17 protein-coding genes are annotated in these 17,482 nt (G+C 61.7%); 9 read left to right on the top strand and 8 right to left on the bottom strand.

Features of this window, described 5'->3' with window-relative positions; all coding sequences use genetic code 11:
• Positions 1 to 16: 16 nt before the first annotated feature.
• Entirely contained in the window at positions 17 to 1,072 is a 1,056-nt protein-coding gene (locus PYR65_RS16060; RefSeq protein WP_276118688.1) for an HlyD family secretion protein, read from the top strand.
• A 125-nt stretch (positions 1,073 to 1,197) separates the two neighbouring features.
• Here the strand turns inward: PYR65_RS16060 and rplI are convergent, their stop codons facing one another.
• The 4 genes from rplI to rpsF form a co-directional block, all read right to left on the bottom strand.
• Positions 1,198 to 1,773 (bottom strand): 50S ribosomal protein L9, encoded by a 576-nt coding sequence (gene rplI, locus PYR65_RS16055; protein ID WP_060641348.1) that lies wholly within the window; start codon positions 1,771 to 1,773, stop codon positions 1,198 to 1,200.
• A gap of 25 nt (positions 1,774 to 1,798) precedes the next feature.
• The gene (locus PYR65_RS16050) at positions 1,799 to 2,776 is read right to left on the bottom strand and encodes a DUF2232 domain-containing protein (protein WP_276118686.1); all 978 of its coding nucleotides are present in this window, start codon (positions 2,774 to 2,776) and stop codon (positions 1,799 to 1,801) included.
• A 252-nt stretch (positions 2,777 to 3,028) separates the two neighbouring features.
• Entirely contained in the window at positions 3,029 to 3,277 is a 249-nt protein-coding gene (gene rpsR, locus PYR65_RS16045; protein WP_037107250.1) for a 30S ribosomal protein S18, read from the bottom strand.
• Between the two features lie 12 nt (positions 3,278 to 3,289).
• Complete coding sequence (gene rpsF / locus PYR65_RS16040) at positions 3,290 to 3,739, bottom strand: 30S ribosomal protein S6 (RefSeq protein WP_060641346.1); 450 nt, start codon at positions 3,737 to 3,739, stop codon at positions 3,290 to 3,292.
• A 680-nt stretch (positions 3,740 to 4,419) separates the two neighbouring features.
• On the opposite strand from rpsF, the gene PYR65_RS16035 reads away from it, so the two are divergent.
• On the top strand, positions 4,420 to 5,415 hold the full coding sequence (locus PYR65_RS16035; protein ID WP_276118685.1) for a sensor domain-containing diguanylate cyclase: 996 nt from the start codon (positions 4,420 to 4,422) through the stop codon (positions 5,413 to 5,415).
• A gap of 110 nt (positions 5,416 to 5,525) precedes the next feature.
• Here PYR65_RS16035 and PYR65_RS16030 read toward each other — a convergent pair whose 3' ends face one another.
• Complete coding sequence (locus PYR65_RS16030) at positions 5,526 to 6,569, bottom strand: aldo/keto reductase (protein ID WP_276121076.1); 1,044 nt, start codon at positions 6,567 to 6,569, stop codon at positions 5,526 to 5,528.
• 230 nt (positions 6,570 to 6,799) lie between these two features.
• Here PYR65_RS16030 and fabD point away from each other — a divergent pair, with 230 nt between their 5' ends.
• The 7 genes from fabD to gmk all read left to right on the top strand — a co-directional run bounded on the left by fabD (position 6,800) and on the right by gmk (position 13,943).
• Positions 6,800 to 7,744, top strand: coding sequence for an ACP S-malonyltransferase (gene fabD / locus PYR65_RS16025; protein ID WP_276118683.1), 945 nt, complete (start codon positions 6,800 to 6,802; stop codon positions 7,742 to 7,744).
• 218 nt (positions 7,745 to 7,962) lie between these two features.
• On the top strand, positions 7,963 to 8,700 hold the full coding sequence (fabG, locus tag PYR65_RS16020; RefSeq protein ID WP_060641344.1) for a 3-oxoacyl-[acyl-carrier-protein] reductase: 738 nt from the start codon (positions 7,963 to 7,965) through the stop codon (positions 8,698 to 8,700).
• A gap of 325 nt (positions 8,701 to 9,025) precedes the next feature.
• Positions 9,026 to 9,262: an acyl carrier protein gene (locus PYR65_RS16015; RefSeq protein ID WP_018327362.1), complete on the top strand. Its 237-nt coding sequence runs from the start codon at positions 9,026 to 9,028 to the stop codon at positions 9,260 to 9,262.
• A 222-nt stretch (positions 9,263 to 9,484) separates the two neighbouring features.
• Complete coding sequence (fabF, locus tag PYR65_RS16010; protein ID WP_276118682.1) at positions 9,485 to 10,747, top strand: beta-ketoacyl-ACP synthase II; 1,263 nt, start codon at positions 9,485 to 9,487, stop codon at positions 10,745 to 10,747.
• Positions 10,748 to 11,051: 304 nt separating this feature from the next.
• Positions 11,052 to 12,230 (top strand): endolytic transglycosylase MltG, encoded by a 1,179-nt coding sequence (mltG, locus tag PYR65_RS16005; RefSeq protein ID WP_276118681.1) that lies wholly within the window; start codon positions 11,052 to 11,054, stop codon positions 12,228 to 12,230.
• Between the two features lie 157 nt (positions 12,231 to 12,387).
• The gene (locus tag PYR65_RS16000) at positions 12,388 to 13,275 is read left to right on the top strand and encodes a YicC/YloC family endoribonuclease (RefSeq protein ID WP_276118680.1); all 888 of its coding nucleotides are present in this window, start codon (positions 12,388 to 12,390) and stop codon (positions 13,273 to 13,275) included.
• 2 nt (positions 13,276 to 13,277) lie between these two features.
• Positions 13,278 to 13,943 carry a guanylate kinase gene (gene gmk, locus PYR65_RS15995; protein ID WP_060641341.1) on the top strand — a complete coding sequence of 222 codons (666 nt, stop codon included), beginning with the start codon at positions 13,278 to 13,280 and terminating at the stop codon, positions 13,941 to 13,943.
• 519 nt (positions 13,944 to 14,462) lie between these two features.
• Here gmk and rsmA read toward each other — a convergent pair.
• From rsmA to PYR65_RS15980, 3 genes are read right to left on the bottom strand one after another with little or no spacing between them, the layout of a single operon-like run.
• Positions 14,463 to 15,290: a 16S rRNA (adenine(1518)-N(6)/adenine(1519)-N(6))-dimethyltransferase RsmA gene (rsmA, locus tag PYR65_RS15990; RefSeq protein ID WP_276118679.1), complete on the bottom strand. Its 828-nt coding sequence runs from the start codon at positions 15,288 to 15,290 to the stop codon at positions 14,463 to 14,465.
• Positions 15,290 to 16,318 (bottom strand): 4-hydroxythreonine-4-phosphate dehydrogenase PdxA, encoded by a 1,029-nt coding sequence (gene pdxA, locus PYR65_RS15985; RefSeq protein WP_276118678.1) that lies wholly within the window; start codon positions 16,316 to 16,318, stop codon positions 15,290 to 15,292. Before pdxA ends, rsmA begins: the two co-directional genes overlap by 1 nt.
• A 10-nt stretch (positions 16,319 to 16,328) precedes the next feature.
• Complete coding sequence (locus PYR65_RS15980; protein ID WP_276118677.1) at positions 16,329 to 17,273, bottom strand: SurA N-terminal domain-containing protein; 945 nt, start codon at positions 17,271 to 17,273, stop codon at positions 16,329 to 16,331.
• Positions 17,274 to 17,482 lie beyond the last annotated feature (209 nt).

Below are 17,482 nucleotides of genomic sequence, written 5' to 3'. Positions count from 1 at the left end.
CGTCCAGAGTTCATCCATGCTGAAGACATTCCGTTCCCCCACGACCCTTTTGACGCTGCTGGCAGGCCTCGCCGGCGTGCTCCTGGTCCTCTACGCCTGGCGCCTGCCGCCCTTCGCCACCACGGTCGAGATGACCGACAATGCGTATGTGCGCGGCTATGTGACGGTCGTCAGCCCGCAGCTGTCGGGCTATGTCGCGGCAGTGCCGGTCCAGGATTACGAGGCGGTGAGGGCAGGCCAGGTTCTCCTGAAGATAGACGACCGGATCTATGCCCAGAAACTGGCGCAGGCCAAGGGCACACTGGATACGCAAAAGGCGTCGCTGTCCAATTCCTATCAGCAGGAGCTCTCGGCAAAAGCGAGCATCGCAGCCAGCGAGGCTGAGCGTGACAGCGCCGTCGCCACGCTGACACGGGCGCAGCAGGCCTGGGACCGCATCAAGCCCCTCTCTGAAAAGGGTATTGCCACATCGGTCGATCTCGATACCGCCCGGGCAACGCTGGAGCAGGGACGGGCAGGCGTCGATCAGGCGACGGCGGCCATCGAGGTCTCCCGCCAGAACCTCGCCACCACGATCGGCTCGCGGGCCGGGCTGGAGGCTGCAGTCCGCAGCGCCGAAGCCGCCGTTCAGCTGGCGCAGATCGATCTCGACAACACCACGATCACGGCGCCGCAGGACGGCCGGCTCGGCGAGGTCGGCGCGCGGCTTGGCCAATATGTGACGGCGGGCACGCAGCTGATGGCGATCGTTCCCAAGGATGTCTGGATCATCGCCAATTTCAAGGAAACCCAGCTGGACGGCATGAAGATCGGTCAGCCGGTCGTCTTCAATGTCGATGCGCTGAACAAGGCGCAGTTGAAGGGGCATGTCGAGCGGTTCTCGCCAGCCGCCGGTTCCGAGTTCAGCGTTATCCGCGCCGACAATGCCACCGGCAATTTCACCAAGGTCGCCCAGCGGGTCGGCGTCCGCGTCTCGATCGATCCCTCCCAGCCGCTGGCAGACGCCTTGGTTCCCGGCATGTCTGTGGAAGTTCACATCGACAAGGCCGCCGAGCCGCAGGCCGTCAATTAGGACGTCCGCAGGAGGCTCTGTTCCAGCATCTCTTGAAATGCAAAAGGCCCGCGAAAAATCGATCGCGGGCCTTTCGTTATGCTTCGTCAGACCGGGCACCACCGGGGTGCCCGTTGCTGTGACGATTATTCGTCTTCGCCGTCGAATTCGGCTTCGGGATTGAAGAAGTCTTCCGGCTTCAGGGCATCTTCGTCAACGCCGTAGATGGCGTCGGCCGATGTCAGGCTTTCGCCCTTCTGCTGGCGTTCTGCTTCTTCAGCCGAACGGGCAACGTTCATCTGAACCTTGATTTCGACTTCGGAATGGAGGTGCAGGACAACGTCGTGCAGGCCGATGGTCTTGATCGGGTTGTTGAGATCGACCTGGTTGCGGCCGATGTTGAAGCCTTCGGCGGCCAGAACGTCGACGATGTCGCGGGCAGCAACCGAACCGTAGAGCTGACCGGTTTCGCCGGCCGAACGCACGACGATGAAGGACTTGCCGCCCAGCGTTTCGGCAACGGCCTGTGCTTCGGACTTGCGCTCGAGGTTACGGGCTTCAAGCGTCGAACGCTCGGCTTCGAAACGCTTCTTGTTGGCTTCGTTGGCGCGCAGCGCCTTGCCAAGCGGGAGCAGGTAGTTACGGGCGAAGCCGTCGCGAACCTTGACGGTTTCGCCCATCTGGCCGAGCTTAGCAACGCGTTCGAGAAGAATGACTTGCATGATAGTGTCCTTTCGTTTGTCTGTTTTAGAGGTCTTTTGTGTCAGTCTCAGTGGTTTTCCCTGCCGGTGACAGCGCGATGGCGCGCCGCGTGTCCATCAGACCCGACAGGAGAAAGAAGAATGCCGGGATCGTGAAGATCAGCACCGACAGATAGCCAAGCCACAGCACCGGAAGCCGCCAGGACTTGCCGCGTGTGCGGAAATGAAAGACGGCAAAGCCGGCAAGCAGGAAGCCCGCGCCGAACGTGCCGCAGACGAGCGCGCCGATAGTCGCCGGAAGGCCGCCCATGAAGGCAAGCAGCAGGCCGCCAAGAAAGGCGAAGATCGAGAAGCGGTGCATGCGCAGCGTCGAGGGCATGTCCTCGCGCGGACGCAGGCTCTTGCCGGATGTCTGGACGATGCGGGTGGCGATATAATAGGCCGCAAACAGCATCAGCACCCAGACCGCACCCTGGATCATCGGCAGGGCGATGGCGAAGATCGACTTGATCTGGGCGATGGCGGCGGCATCCGGATTGTAGCCGGGTTCCTGCGCTTTCAGCGCTTCCATAACGATGTCGATCATCCGGTCGGACATCGCGCCGTCATATCCGATGATGACGCCGACGATCAGCATGCCGAGCGTGACCAGCAAAGCGAGATGGGTGAGGATATCCGAGAGCGGGTACCAGGCCAGCGCGCCATCCGGGCCGCCAAGCTCGGACGCGGGGCGCGCCAGATTGGCAAGATGGCTGAGCCACGCGGCGGGGATCAGCGTTATGACGGCGATCAGAAGGGCAAAATAGGGAGAGACGAGCACGGTGCCGGTAAGGCCCGCAACGATAACGGCGGTGATGGCTGCGGCATTGCCCCAGCCAAGCCCGGCAATCAGGATCGGCAGCGCGGATGCGGCATAGAGAACGATCGCCAGCGACGACTGCGTGTTCGCGCCAAGCGAAAGCAAGGCGGCGGTCACGCCGGCAAAAGCGCCGGTTAACAGCGATGTCTGGTTCAATGTCTTCACGGGTCGCTGTCCTGCTATCAAGCAGTTAGAGGCGTTTCCTGAATCAGGAACTGAGCCCCAACATGGGTTTTAGCGCTGGATGCGCCGGCGTTTCCGATCCGCGCCCAACGCGGAAGGGAGAAGGTGAGGCGATGCCACCGGCTGTTCGCCTCACCTTGAGTCAGTTTCCGTTGAGTCAGAAACCCAACGGAGAGTCATGAATTCCAGATTGCCTATGCCTTTCCTTGGAGCGGGGCTCCAAGGGGACATGCATTAGGACATGACGTAGGGCAGGAGACCGAGGAAGCGGGCGCGCTTGATGGCCTGGGCCAGTTCGCGCTGCTTCTTCTGGGAAACAGCCGTGATACGCGAAGGAACGATCTTGCCGCGCTCGGAAATGTAGCGCTGCAGGAGACGGATGTCCTTGTAGTCGATCTTCGGAGCGTTTGCACCGGAGAAGGGGCAGGTCTTGCGGCGGCGATGGAACGGGCGGCGTGCCGGAGCGGACAATGTATCAGCCATAATCTTTTCTCCTTATGCCCGGTCTTCGCGCGGACGGCGCGGCCGGTCTTCACGATCACCACGGTCCGGACGCGGACCACGGTCGCCGAAGCCACCACGGTCAGGACGGTCGCCGTCACGGCGCGGACGGTCGTCGCGGTCGCGCTTCTGCATCATGGCGGACGGGCCGTCTTCATGCTTTTCAACAGCGATGGTCATGTAACGAAGGATGTCTTCGTTGATGCGCATCTGGCGCTCGATCTCGTGAACGGCCGGTGCCGGAGCATCGATGTCCATCAGAACGTAGTGAGCCTTGCGGTTCTTGGCGATGCGGTAGGTCAGGGACTTGAGGCCCCAGTTTTCGACGCGCCCGACTTTTCCGCCATTAGCTTCCAGTACACCCTTGTACTGTTCGACGAGAGCGTCGACCTGCTGTGCGGAAATATCCTGCCGGGCAAGGAATACATGTTCATAAAGAGCCATGAGGCTTTGCCTTTCTTGCGTTAATCGTCACCCGGACCCCAGCGGCTAAGCCTCAACGACTGTTCCAGTGGCTGCATGCAGCCGGCAAGAAAGTGTTGTTTCGAGACGGTCGAGAGCGGAGACACGGGAGGCTGGACCCCTTTAGGTCCTGACAGGTCTCTTAAGGAAACCGGCCCTCCGTTCAGCCACCAGCCAGAAGACCGGGTGTTGCGAACAGCGCGCTTATACGCATTTTTGGGCGGGAAGCAAGGGGTGGGGGACGTTTTGGGGGGGGGGTGGGCGGGAGTGCGAGATTTTATGAAGTTGGCCGTAGGGACCCCCTCTCTTGCAAAATCTAAGACTTAGCTGCGCTAAGATCCTGATTTTGCTTTCTCCCCCGCGAAGGGGGAGAGAGGGCTTTGGCGTCCGCTGTTACCCTCCCCTTGAGGGGGAGGGTCGGAGCAAAGCTCCGGGGTGGGGTGATCTGCGGCATATGCCATTGATCATGATGTGCGCGGTCGGTCGCCCCCACCCGCGACTGCGTCGTGACCTCCCCCTCAAGGGTGAGGTAAAACGGCGGCATCTCTAATTTCCAAACCAAGTTTTTACCACTTTTCGAACCGTCTTCCATTGCAACCGAAATGAAACTTTTTCGCTGCATGCTAGGGCGTCGATATGACATCGAGATGTGGGAATTTCTTATGCCGAGCAGTGTGCAATCCAGTTGCGAAAGCCAGTTTGGAGCAGCGAAGGCGGATGGCGGCGGGCCGGTTTTGCATGCAAGTGAGAATTCCGAGCAGTTTCACCGGCTGCAGAACCTGTTTGACAAATCGTTCAAGGCGGCCCGCGTCGGGATCTGGGAATGCACCCTGCCGGATGAAACACTGACATGGACCGATACGGTCTATGAACTGTTCGAGCTAGAGCCGCGATCGGCGCTGGTACGGGAGGCGACCGTTGCGCTCTACATGCCGGAATCCCGCCGGAAACTGACCGAGGTTCGCAGTGCCGCGATCCGGGATGGCGACGGGTTCACGCTCGACGCCCAGATCGTGACCGCCAAGGGCAACCTTAAATGGATCAGGATCACCGCGATCGTCGAGCGTCATGACGGTCAGCCGGTGCGGATATTCGGCATGAAACAGGATATTACGGCCGAAAAGACCCTTTTTGAACAGATTCGCCGTCTGGCTGAGACCGATCCCGTGACGGGACTGGCATCGCGGACAAAATTCGACACCGCGTTCGACGAGGCCGTGACCGCCAGTGCGACGGTTCAAAAAGCGCTTCTGCTCATCGATCTCGACAGTTTCAAAGCGGTCAACGACCGGTTGGGACACCAGGCCGGGGACGAATGTTTAAGGGACGCCGGCCGGCGGATTTGCGAGGCAACGCCCGATGCGTCGGCGATTGCCCGCCTTGGCGGCGACGAGTTTGCCATCATCCTCGATTGCGAATCGCGGGAAAGCCTCGACGCCGCTGCCCGGCGCGTCGCGGGCAAGCTGGAATGGTGGGTCGGCTCTTATCCCGACAAGCTCAAAGTCAGCGCCTCCGTCGGCGCCGCGATGATCCTGCCGGGCATGGCCGCCAAAGATATTTTTGCCGAAGCAGACAGGGCTCTGTATGCGGTGAAGGCGAAGGGCAAACACAACTTGGGCCTATCCGTGGAGCCCGTCAGGGTTGCAAGCGTGGCCTGATGATGGCTTGGTGACACCACGGATGATTTTAACGCGGCCGCCAAGGTTGCGCGAGGCCATCCGGGTTTTCTAACCATTCAGATCGGGCCTCGCTTATCCGTGCGACACGCTCAAATCGGCGCCGGATATTTCTTGTGCAGCTTGGCAATACCCTTCAAGACTTCCGCCGGGAGTGTCACGTCCTTGGACGCCAGATTGGTTTTCAACTGGTCCATGCTGGTGGCGCCGATGATGACCGAGGTCATGAAGGGGCGGGTGAGGCTGAAGGCGAGCTGCATCTGGGCAAGGTCGAGACCGTGGCTGCTGGCAAGGTCTGCATAGGCCTGGACGGCCGGTTCCTGATATTCGGTGTAGCGGCCGCCGAGATCGCCGTTGATCGACAGGCGCGAGCCGTCCGGCTTGGCGCCGTTCAGATACTTGCCGGAGACAAGGCCTGCAGCGAGCGGCGAATAGGCGAGCAGGCCGACATTTTCATGATGGCTGACTTCGGCAAGGTCGAGGTCAAAGGCGCGGTAGAGGAAATTATATTCGTTCTGCAGCGAGGCAATGCGCGGCAGGCCGTGTTTTTCGGCCAGCGCCAGCATTCTCATCGTACCCCAGGCGGTATCGTTGGAGAGGCCGACGGCGCGGACCTTGCCTTCCTTCACGAAGGCGCCGAGCGTTTCGAGGATCGCATGCAGGTCCTCGATCACGGCGGACGTGTCCTGCCGTGAGGGATCGTAGGTCCAGGACTGGCGGAAATGGTAATGGCCACGGTTGGGCCAGTGCATCTGGTAGAGATCGACGTGATCAGTCTGTAGGCGCTTCAGGCTGATCTCTAGCGCCTCGCGCATGGTTTTCGGGCCTGCCGGCGTGCCATTACGAATATAGGGGCGGCCGGGACCGGCGACCTTGGTGGCGACGACGATCTCGTTGCGCTTGCCGGACGCCTTCAGCCAGGTGCCGATATAATCCTCGGTCAGTCCCCGCGTTTCGGGACCGGCGGGTGTGACGGGATAGAGTTCGGCGGTGTCGAAGAAATTGACGCCTTCGCCGACGGCATAATCCATCTGCTCATGCGCTTCCGCTTCGCTGTTCTGCGTGCCCCAGGTCATGGTGCCCAGGCAGATTTCTGAAACCTTGATGCCGGTACGGCCGAGTGTCTTGTATTTCATGATGCTCAACATGCCTTAAAACGTGTCCGGCGGCGAATGTAGAGCCTGTTTGCTGCAGCGCAAGAGAAAAGCGGTTGCCGTGCACAGGCAGGCGCTTCGGGCCTCAAAAGCTTGACTTGCGGCCCAGGAATGTGAATGGAGAGGAAAAACCCGCGGCCTGCCTTATGTTTGCCGGCAATGGGTTGGAATGAAACAGCGCGGCACAAGCGCGTATGACGGGGATACACCTCATGGCAATCGCATTCACATTTCCAGGACAGGGCAGCCAGGCGCTCGGCATGGGCAAGGACCTGGCCGATGCCTTTCCGCAGGCGGCCGCCGTCTTTGCCGAAGTGGACGAGGCGCTCGGCGAAAAGCTCTCCGATATCATGTGGAACGGCCCGGAAGAAACGCTGACGCTGACGGCGAACGCCCAGCCGGCGCTGATGGCGGTGTCGATCGCGGCCCTTCGGGTTCTGGAATCCAAAGGGCTCGACCTGAAATCCAAGGTCTCCTATGTCGCCGGCCATTCGCTCGGCGAATATTCGGCCCTGTGCGCTGCCGGAACGTTTTCGCTCGCCGATACCGCGCGGCTCCTGCGCATTCGCGGCAATGCCATGCAGGCGGCGGTTCCCGTTGGTAAAGGCGCCATGGCGGCGATCATCGGGCTGGAGCATTCAGACGTGGACGCCGTGTGCAGCCAAGCCCAGGCGCTCGGCTCCTGCCAGATCGCCAATGACAATGGCGGTGGCCAGTTGGTGATCTCAGGCGAAAAGGCAGCCGTCGAAAAGGCTGCGGCGCTTGCAACAGAGAAGGGCGCCAAGCGCGCCATTCTGCTTCCGGTCTCCGCCCCCTTCCATTCCAGCCTGATGGCCCCGGCCGCCGATGCGATGCGGGAGGCGCTGGCAAGCATTGCAAAGCACGATCCGGCCGTGCCGCTGATTGCCAATGTGCGCGCAGCCCCCGTCACCGATGCCGGCGAGATCGCCTCACTTCTGGTCGAGCAGGTCACCGGTCAGGTCCGCTGGCGCGAAACCGTCGAATGGTTTGCCGCCCATGATGTGACGACGCTCTACGAGATCGGCTCCGGCAAGGTCCTGACCGGCCTCGCCCGCCGCATCGACAAGACAGTCACCGGCATCGCCATCAATTCCCCCGCCGATATTGATGCGGCGATTCAGGTTTTGCTGGGGTGAGAAAATGAGTGAGTAGGAATTAGTCAGTAGCAAGTAGGAGTTAGTCAGTAGCGAATAGCGAATAGCGAATAGCAAAGCGCTGCCGCAAAATGCTCTTCCTATTCACTAACAACTACTGGCTACTTACTATTCGCTATTCGCTATTCGCTATTCGCTATTCGCTATTCGCTATTCGCTACCGCCCATTCGCTCTCGCCCTAAAAAGAGGAAAAACAACCATGTTCGATCTGTCTGGCCGCAAGGCCCTCGTTACCGGTGCATCCGGCGGCATTGGCGAAGAGATTGCCCGCATCCTGCATGCCCAGGGCGCGATTGTCGGCCTGCACGGCACGCGCGTCGAAAAGCTGGAGGAGCTGGCCAATTCGCTCGGTGAGCGCGTCCACCTGTTCCCGGCAAACCTTGCCGACCGCGCTGCCGTGAAGGCGCTCGGCGAAAAGGCCGAAAGCGAGCTTGGCGGCGTCGATATCCTCGTCAACAATGCCGGGATCACCAAGGATGGCCTGTTCGTGCGCATGAGCGACGAGGATTGGGACGCGGTTCTGGAAGTCAACCTGACCTCGGTCTTCCGGCTGACCCGCGAGCTGACGCATCCGATGATGCGCCGCCGCCATGGCCGCATCATCAACATCACCTCGATCGTCGGCGTCACCGGCAATCCGGGACAGGCCAATTACTGTGCGGCCAAGGCCGGCATGATCGGCTTTTCCAAGTCGCTCGCCCAGGAAATCGCCACCCGCAACGTGACGGTCAACTGCGTGGCGCCGGGCTTTATCGAAAGCGCGATGACCGGCAAGCTGAACGACAAGCAGAAGGACGCCATCATGGGCGCCATCCCGATGAAGCGGATGGGAACCGGCGGCGAAGTCGCGTCCGCCGTCGCTTATCTGGCCTCCAACGAGGCGGCGTACGTCACCGGACAGACGATCCACGTCAATGGCGGCATGGCGATGATCTGATCGCGTGGTGCAGGCCGTCAAAGGCCTGTGCCGCCACGTTTTTGCGTCAATCGCGAACGTGGGGGTCAAATACCGGGAATTGCATGTTGACCAAGCCATTCCCGGCGATTTTCGGACTTTGCGGCAGACTTAAACCGTGTTAAGCGGGCCATGACTGTGCGCAGTCGATCGAAGGATATGTGGTATATGCGGGCTTCGGCCGGCATGGTTTGCCCGCTTTCGATTGAACGAATTGCCGGACGGATCGTCTTGATCTGTCAGGCGTTAATAGGGTACCGGTGTCAGCACGGCATCGTTGAGAAAAACAAAGGTCGAGGAATCCGACATGAGCGACGTAGCAGAACGCGTAAAGAAAATTGTTATTGATCATCTTGGCGTCGATGCCGAAAAGGTTTCGGAAGGCGCAAGCTTTATCGACGATCTGGGCGCTGACTCGCTCGACACCGTCGAACTGGTCATGGCATTCGAAGAAGAGTTCGGCGTCGAAATTCCCGACGATGCAGCGGATTCGATCCTGACGGTCGGCGACGCCGTCAAGTTCATCGAAAAGGCACAGGCCTAATCACAGGCCGTGTCCGGCGGGGCGCCTTGCGGCCCGCCTTTCGTCCCCTCCAACGGGACGGGCTCCCGTTCGGGAGCCAAAAGCATGATCGAGGAAAGCTTCTAGAGCTTCCGTACCTGAGATCACGCAAGTACAGCATCACGGAAAAGGATGTACGGATCCGGTTTTTTGCGTAAGGGTCCGGTCCGGTTCTGGAACGAACAGGCAGGATGGATCGCGGGCATGAGACGTGTCGTTATCACCGGTACCGGCATGGTATCTCCCTTGGGCTGCGGGACCGAAGTGTCCTGGTCGCGGCTCGTCGCCGGCGGCAATGCCGCCCGCCGGGTGACCGAATTCGAAGTCGATGACCTTCCTGCAAAGATTGCCTGCCGCCTGCCGTTCGGCGATGGTACCGATGGCACCTTCAATCCTGACAACTGGATGGAACTGAAGGAACAGCGCAAGGTCGACAGTTTTATCATCTATGCAATGGCCGCAGCCGACATGGCGCTTGACGACGCCGGCTGGCATCCGAAGACCGACGAAGACCAGATCGCCACCGGCGTGATGATCGGCTCGGGCATTGGTGGTCTCGAAGGCATTGTCGAAGGCGGCATCACGCTGCGCGACCGCGGCCCGCGCCGGGTATCTCCCTTCTTCATTCCGGGCCGTCTGATCAACCTTGCCTCCGGCCAGGTCTCGATCCGCCACAAGCTGCGCGGCCCCAATCATTCCGTCGTCACCGCCTGTTCCACGGGCGCCCACGCCATTGGCGACGCGGCGCGGTTCATTATCATGGGCGATGCCGACGTGATGGTTGCCGGCGGCACGGAATCGCCGATTTCGCGCATTGCGCTGGCTGGCTTTGCCGCCTGCAAGGCGCTGTCCACACAGCACAACGACGACCCGGCCAAGGCGTCGCGCCCCTACGACAAGGACCGCGATGGCTTCGTCATGGGCGAGGGCGCAGGCATCGTCGTGCTCGAAGAGCTCGAACATGCCAAGGCGCGCGGCGCCAAGATCTACGCCGAAGTGGTCGGCTACGGCCTGTCGGGCGACGCCTTCCACATCACTGCGCCGGCCGAAGATGGCGACGGTGCCTATCGCTGCATGCAGATGGCCTTGAAGCGCGCCGGTCTTTCGGCTGCCGATGTCGATTATGTCAACGCCCACGGCACCTCGACCATGGCCGACACGATCGAACTGGGCGCCGTCGAGCGCGTCATGGGCGAGCATGCATCCAAGGTCTCGATGTCCTCCACCAAATCCGCGATCGGCCACCTCTTGGGTGCTGCCGGTGCCGTCGAGGCGATCTTCTGCGCGCTGGCGATCCGCGACAATGTCGCGCCGCCGACACTCAACCTCGACAATCCCTCGGTGGAAACCAAGATCGACCTGGTCCCGCATGTGGCGCGCAAGCGCGAGATCAATGTCGCTGTGTCGAACTCGTTCGGCTTTGGCGGCACCAATGCCTCGCTGGTTCTGCGCCGTTACGCTGATTAAACTGCGGACGGGTGGCCGGATGGCGGCCCGTTTTGTTGCGTACCCGCTGCCCGGCATCGTCTGTCTGCACGATAATTCTCCCGTTATCGTGCTTTTGCCGCATTGCTCAGTTCAAACATGGCATACGGAGGATTGCGACCGAGCCGGTTTCGTCAGCCCTATGGCTTTTTGGCCATGCTGACACAAGGCCTATGGCTTAGCGTCGCTACAATCGTGACAAGGTGATTCTCATTCCTGTTTCTCTTCTGGAGTTCGCATCGGGGATGGAGACGTGCATGACGCGAATTCCAGAAACAGGACTCCAGTGAACGACGCAAACGAAAACAACGCAGCGCCTTTCGGCCGCAACGAGGCGGGCAATAATGGCCCGATCATCCCGAAATCGGCGAGCGAAGCTCTTCGTCCGGAAAAAGTCCCGCAGCCGCCCCGGCGCTCGCGCAAGGCCAAAAGCCAGGTCGTTATCTTTCTGAATTTCCTGATGACCGTGATCGTCTGCCTGACGATCGCGGCAGCCGGTACGGTTTATTATGCGATGTCCGCCTATGAGGACCAGGGTCCGCTGACCGCCAACACCAATTTCATCGTGCGCAACGGCGCCGGCATCCAGGAGATCGCCAGCAGCCTCGAGCGCAACAATATCGTCTCCGACGGCCGCGTCTTCCGGTTCATGTCGGAAGCTTATCTGGAAGACAACGATACGCTGAAGGCTGGCGAATACGAGATCAAGGCCGGTTCCTCGATGCAGGAGATCATGCAGCTCCTGAAGTCGGGCAAGTCCATCCTCTATTCGGTGTCGCTGCCGGAAGGCCTGACCGTCAAGCAGATGTTTTCGCGGCTGAGTAGCGATCCGGTGCTGGAGGGCGACCTGCCGGCGCAGGTGCCGGCCGAGGGTACATTGCGTCCTGACACCTACAAGTTTTCGCGCGGCACCAAGCGGGCCGAAATCGTCGCGCAGATGGCGGCGGCGCAAAAGCAGCTCGTCGATCAGATTTGGGAAAAACGCGATCCCGACCTGCCGATCGCCAGCCGCGACGAGTTCGTCACGCTCGCCTCGATCGTCGAGAAGGAAACCGGCATTGCCGATGAACGCTCGCGGGTCGCCTCGGTCTTCATCAATCGCCTGGAAAAGGGCATGCGGCTGCAGTCCGATCCGACGATCATCTACGGCATCTTCGGTGGGGATGGAAAACCGGCCGACCGGCCGATCCTGAAATCGGACCTGGAGAAGGACACGCCCTATAATACCTACATGATCCGGGGCCTGCCGCCGACGCCGATCGCCAATCCGGGCCGGGCAGCGCTCGAGGCCGTTTCCAATCCCTCGCGCACCTCGGATCTGTATTTCGTCGCCGACGGCACGGGCGGTCATGTGTTTGCAGCCACGCTCGACGAGCACAACAACAATGTCCGCCGCTGGCGCAAGATCGAGGCCGAAAAGGCCGCTGCCGCAAAGGCGGCGGAGACGGCACCGGCTCAGGAGTAACCTGGCCTTTATCAGGCTTGTGGATGACACGGCTCCGGTACGCTTGACCCTTGCGGTTGACCGTACCGGAGCCGTACACATTCATGATCAATTCAATGTTCCCAAGCCTTGTTCGCCGGTTAACGCGCGGATGCTGGCGGGGCCGGAGGACGAGACGATGCCGCTGCAATCCATGACGGGCTTTGCCCGCCGCGAGGGAACCTGCGGGCGCTATCGCTGGGCGTGGGAACTGCGCTCGGTCAACGGCAAGGGGCTGGATCTGCGGCTGCGGCTGCCGGCCGGCACCGAGCATCTGGAAACGGATGTGCGCAAATGTGCAGGCGACAATTTTTCGCGCGGCAACATGCAGGTCAACCTTACGGTTTCCGCCAGCGAAACCAGCGTCGAGCCGGTCATCAACCAGGGCGCACTTTCGGCCGTTCTGTCTTTGCGTGAACAGCTGCGCGATGTCATCGATGCGGCGCCACTGCGCCTCGACACGCTTTTGGCCATCCGCGGCATCGTCGATTTTCGCGAGCCGGAGGAACAGGAGGGCGAGCGCGCCGCGCGCGACAGCGATATTCTTGCCGGGCTGCGGCTGGCAATCGCCGATATGACAGCGATGCGCGAAGGCGAAGGCGTGGCGCTCTACCGCGTGCTTCTGGAACAGATCGACAGGATCGAGACGCTGACCAGCGGGATCGAGGCCGACCCGTCGCGCAGCGTGCCCGTCATCACCGCCCGCCTTGCCAGCCAGATCGCATTGGTGATGGACGGCGGCACCAAGGTCGATCCGGACCGCCTCTATGCCGAGGTGGCGCTGCTGGCCGCCAAGGCCGATATCCGCGAGGAGATCGACCGGCTGCGGACCCATGTGACGGCTGCCCGCGACCTTTTGAAAAAAGGCGGACCGGTCGGCCGCAAACTCGATTTCCTGTCCCAGGAATTTAACCGCGAATCAAATACCATCTGTTCCAAGTCGAATGCAGCTGCGGTCACCGCCGCCGGTATCGAACTGAAGGTCGTCATCGACCAGTTCCGTGAACAGGTCCAAAATCTGGAGTGACCATGAGCCCCGTGAGCCAAACTTCAACCAAAGCCATTCAGCGCCGCGGTCTCATGCTGGTGATCTCCTCGCCTTCGGGGGCCGGCAAATCGACCATTGCGCGCAATCTGCTTGAATCCGATCCGCATATGAGCATCTCGGTCAGCGTGACGACGCGCAAACGGCGTCCGAGTGAAATCGACGGGCGGCATTATTTCTTTAAGTCGATCCGCGAATTCGAGGGGCTTCGCCAGACCGACGCGCTTCTGGAATGGGCCGAGGTGCACGGCAATTTCTACGGCACGCCGCGCGATGCCGTCGAGGCGGCCATGTCGGAGGGACAGGATATGCTGTTCGATATCGACTGGCAGGGCGCCCAGCAGCTGCAGGAAAAGATGGGCGGCGACGTCGTCTCGATCTTCATCCTGCCGCCGACCATGGCGGAGCTGCAATCGCGCCTGCACCGCCGCGCCGAAGACACCGAAGAGGTCATCGCCACCCGGCTGGCCAATTCCCGCTCCGAGATCGAGCACTGGCTGGAATATGACTATATCGTCGTCAACGAGGACCTCGACAGCGCCTTCGCCTCCGTCCAGGCCATCGTCGAAGCCGAACGGCTCCGCCGCGACCGGCGTCCGGGGCTGTTCGAGTTTGTGAATGGGTTGCTGACGGAAACGCCGAAGCTTTGATATTTTTAGGCTGCGTGTTGTCTGAGGAGGGCCGCGACTGCACGCCGTGTGGCCCATCCCCCTCTGTCACGTCGTGACATCTCCCCCTCAAGGGGGGAGATCATTCTTTTTCCTCGCCGCTTGCAAAATCTATAATTCCTGAGGGCACATAGCCTACGGCGAATCTCCCCCCTTGAGGGGGAGATGTCACGGAGTGACAGAGGGGGTGCGGACGCCACGCACAGAATCCGCCGAAAGACCCCCTCATCGCCTCGCCTAGGCTCGGCACTTCTCCCCGCTGGGGAGAAGGGGGAGACCGGGGTTGCCGTCGAAGGTTAATTCGCCGATCTGCTTGCGGCGCGGGCCGCCCTGATCGTCCGACGGGAGTTGCCGCGCGCTCCCTCTTCTCCCCAGCGGGGAGAAGGTGGCCCGCAGGGCCGGATGAGGGGGCGGCGCGCACAGAATTCGCGGAAAGACCCCCTCATCGCCTCGCCTGCGCTCGGCACTTCTCCCCGCTGGGGAGAAGGGGGAGACCGCCGTTTATAAACAATTCGCCAACCGGCAAAACTCTTCCACCGACAGCGTTTCCGCCCGGCGTTTCGGGTCGATCTCGGCCTTCGCAAGCAGCGCTTCGCCGCCGATGGATTTGACGCTTTGGCGCAGCATCTTGCGGCGTTGGCCGAATGCGGCCATCGTCACTTTTTCGAGGTCTGCGGCAGCGCATGGGATCGGGTTTTCGATCGGTTCGAGATGCACCACCGAGGAGGTGACCTTCGGAGGTGGCGAGAAGGCCTGGGGGGGGACGTCGAAGGCCATGCGTGCATGGGTGCGCCAGCCGCAGAGCACGCCGAGGCGGCCGTAGTGATCGTCATTGGCCTTGGCAACGATCCGCAAACCGACTTCGCGCTGGAACATCAGCGTCATCGACTGGTAGAACGGCGGCCATGCCGCCGGTAAAAGCCAATTGACCAGAAGCTGGGTGCCGACATTATAGGGCAGGTTGGCAATGATCTTGACCGGGCCGCCGCCGGCAAGCTCTTCGAACGGCGTTTTCAGCGCATCGCCTTCGATGACGTCGAGGCGGCCGGGGTAGAAATCGGCGATCTCGGCAAGGGCAGGCAGGCAGCGGGCGTCGCGCTCGATGGCAATCACCTTCTTGGCACCGAGCGACAGGATGGCGCGGGTGAGGCCGCCCGGACCCGGGCCGACCTCGATCACCGTCACACCCTCCAGAGGGCCCGCCGTGCGGGCGATCTTCTGGGTGAGGTTGAGATCGAGCAGGAAGTTCTGGCCAAGCGCTTTCTTCGCGTCGAGGCCGTGGCGGGCAATCACGTCGCGCAGCGGCGGCAGGCCGTCGATCGCCGCCATCAGCTCTGTCCCCGCACGGCGTTGCCGGAAAGCTCCTGCGCCAGACGCAGGGCTGCCAGCACGCTGTCGGCGCGGGCGATGCCCTTGCCGGCCAGGCTGAACGCGGTGCCATGATCCGGCGAGGTGCGGATGAATGGCAGGCCGAGCGTTACGTTGACGCTGTCGTCGAAACCCAGCGCCTTGGCCGGGATCAGCGCCTGATCGTGATACATGCAGATCGCCACGTCATAGGTGGCGCGGGCGCGGTCGTGAAACATGGTATCGGCGGGCAGGGGGCCGGTTATATCGACACCTTCCGCTCTCAGCCGCTCGATGGCGGGACGGATGACGGCATCGTCTTCAAGACCGAGCGCGCCGTTTTCCCCAGCATGCGGATTGAGGCCGGCAACGGCCACACGCGGAGAGACAAGGCCGAAGCGCTCCTTCAGGTCCCGCACAGTAATCGCGCAGGTCCGGTAGATGAGATCGCCGGTCAACTGGTCAGGCACATCCTTCAGCGGAATATGGATTGTCACCGGGACGGCCTTCAGCTTCGGTCCGGCCAGCATCATCACCGGCAAGAGCGGCTCTCCGGTCAGGCGCGCCCCGAGATCGGCGAGAAATTCGGTATGGCCGGGAAATTGAAAGCCCGCATCGTAGAGCACGGATTTGGCAATCGGATTGGTGACGATGGCGCAGGCCGCACCATCCATGGTGAGCCGCACGGCGGTTTCGATGGCGCCGGTGATGGCGCCCGCATTGGCGGAATCCGGCAGGCCCGCATGGACCGGGCTGGCGCAGGCCACCGGCAAAACCGGAAGCGCGCTGTCGAAGACGGCGCAAGCCGCAGCGCAATCGGTCTCGCGAACCGCGATCTCGTGGCCAAGCGCGCGGGCGCGTTCTGCGAGAGCCGACGGGTCGCCGATCAGAATGAACGGCGGCGTCTGCCAGGCCCGGCGATTGATCCAGGCGTCAATGGTGATGTCGAGGCCGATCCCGGCGGGATCGCCCATGGTCAGGGCGAGCGGCCTGTCGCGCGTCGGGCTCATGCTGCTTGTGTTACTTCTGGACGATCTGGGCGCGCTTGCGCAGTTCCTCGACATATTTCTTGCTGTTGGCGTCTTCGCCATCGCCCTTCTTGCCGATATCTTCGGCGCGGAACACGATTTCGGCAGCCGCATCGTCGGAAACTTCGCGCTTCTTGCAGATGGCGAGATATTCGACGCCGCGTTCGGTGACGCGCGTGCCGGTCGTGCCGTTCTCGCCGGCCTTTTCGACGAGCGGCTTCCAGTCGGCCGGAATTTCCTGCACCATCATGCGGCCAAGGCTGCGGATCGAGACGTCGCGCATCGTGGCGGCAAAGGCCTTGGCCTGCTCACAGCCCGGATATTTCGCACGCGACGCATTGGCTTCGGCCTGGCGCTTGCCGATGATGGCATTGCGCTTGGAGGCGGGGACGACGAAGATCACCTGTTGCAGGAAATATTCGGTGGTTACCGGCTTCTGGCCGCCATTTTCCTGCATGCGCCGGACGAGTTCCTCATTGGACAGGCGTCCACCGCCACCGCCGCCGAAGCGGGCGTTGACCGCCCGTGGCCAGCTCATGGACACAGCGACATAATTGCGGAAGTGATCGATGCCGACGCCGGCCTGATCGAGGATCTGCGACAGCTGCTGGACCGAGAGCTTGTTGCCGGCCGCAAAGCGCCCGACGGCTGCTTCGACGTCGGTGCTGCTGACGGAGGCGTTCAAACGCAGGATTTCCTCGCGCCTGAGGAGTTCATCGATCATCTGCTGGCGAGCCGCGTCCGGGCCACCGCTCTGGTGCTGCAGGCGCATGAAGGCTGCGCGCTTGGCAACGTCGCCGGACGTGAGCGGCGTGCCGTTGACGACGGCAACGACCTTGACGCTCGCGGCATAGGTGACCGGTGCGGAGGAGAGTGCGAGGCCGCAGGCAAGGATCATTGCCGAAACCGTGCGCGTGATCGAAAGCTTCCCGCCCATTCTTTGTCCTTTTCAGTGGCCGCCGGACATCGGGTGTCCGGGGTCGTGGTCTTCTTGCCAAGCGCCGTCATCGCGCGCATGTGCGTGCAAGGATGCATAATACATGCGGCCGAACAATGACAAGACCCCACCGGTTGCCGCAAAAAGTGCAATCAGGCCGTCAATCGCCCCTTTATTGGGCTCTGCGCCATACTTGGCGCAGAGGAAAC

Origin of the sequence: Pararhizobium qamdonense (assembly GCF_029277445.1) — a bacterium.
Taxonomy (GTDB): domain Bacteria; phylum Pseudomonadota; class Alphaproteobacteria; order Rhizobiales; family Rhizobiaceae; genus Pararhizobium; species Pararhizobium qamdonense.
Note: the sequence above shows the minus strand (reverse complement) of the source record. Positions and strands in the feature narration are given on the sequence as shown.

Coding starts and splice junctions, on each gene's coding strand:
- PYR65_RS16060 (WP_276118688.1), top strand. CDS start 17: ATGCTGAAGACATTCCGTTCCCCCACGACCCTTTTGACGCTGCTGGCA.
- rplI (WP_060641348.1), bottom strand. CDS start 1,773: ATGCAAGTCATTCTTCTCGAACGCGTTGCTAAGCTCGGCCAGATGGGC.
- rpsR (WP_037107250.1), bottom strand. CDS start 3,277: ATGGCTGATACATTGTCCGCTCCGGCACGCCGCCCGTTCCATCGCCGC.
- rpsF (WP_060641346.1), bottom strand. CDS start 3,739: ATGGCTCTTTATGAACATGTATTCCTTGCCCGGCAGGATATTTCCGCA.
- PYR65_RS16035 (WP_276118685.1), top strand. CDS start 4,420: ATGCCGAGCAGTGTGCAATCCAGTTGCGAAAGCCAGTTTGGAGCAGCG.
- PYR65_RS16030 (WP_276121076.1), bottom strand. CDS start 6,569: ATGAAATACAAGACACTCGGCCGTACCGGCATCAAGGTTTCAGAAATC.
- fabD (WP_276118683.1), top strand. CDS start 6,800: ATGGCAATCGCATTCACATTTCCAGGACAGGGCAGCCAGGCGCTCGGC.
- fabG (WP_060641344.1), top strand. CDS start 7,963: ATGTTCGATCTGTCTGGCCGCAAGGCCCTCGTTACCGGTGCATCCGGC.
- PYR65_RS16015 (WP_018327362.1), top strand. CDS start 9,026: ATGAGCGACGTAGCAGAACGCGTAAAGAAAATTGTTATTGATCATCTT.
- fabF (WP_276118682.1), top strand. CDS start 9,485: ATGAGACGTGTCGTTATCACCGGTACCGGCATGGTATCTCCCTTGGGC.
- PYR65_RS16000 (WP_276118680.1), top strand. CDS start 12,388: ATGCCGCTGCAATCCATGACGGGCTTTGCCCGCCGCGAGGGAACCTGC.
- gmk (WP_060641341.1), top strand. CDS start 13,278: ATGAGCCCCGTGAGCCAAACTTCAACCAAAGCCATTCAGCGCCGCGGT.
- rsmA (WP_276118679.1), bottom strand. CDS start 15,290: ATGGCGGCGATCGACGGCCTGCCGCCGCTGCGCGACGTGATTGCCCGC.
- pdxA (WP_276118678.1), bottom strand. CDS start 16,318: ATGAGCCCGACGCGCGACAGGCCGCTCGCCCTGACCATGGGCGATCCC.
- PYR65_RS15980 (WP_276118677.1), bottom strand. CDS start 17,273: ATGGGCGGGAAGCTTTCGATCACGCGCACGGTTTCGGCAATGATCCTT.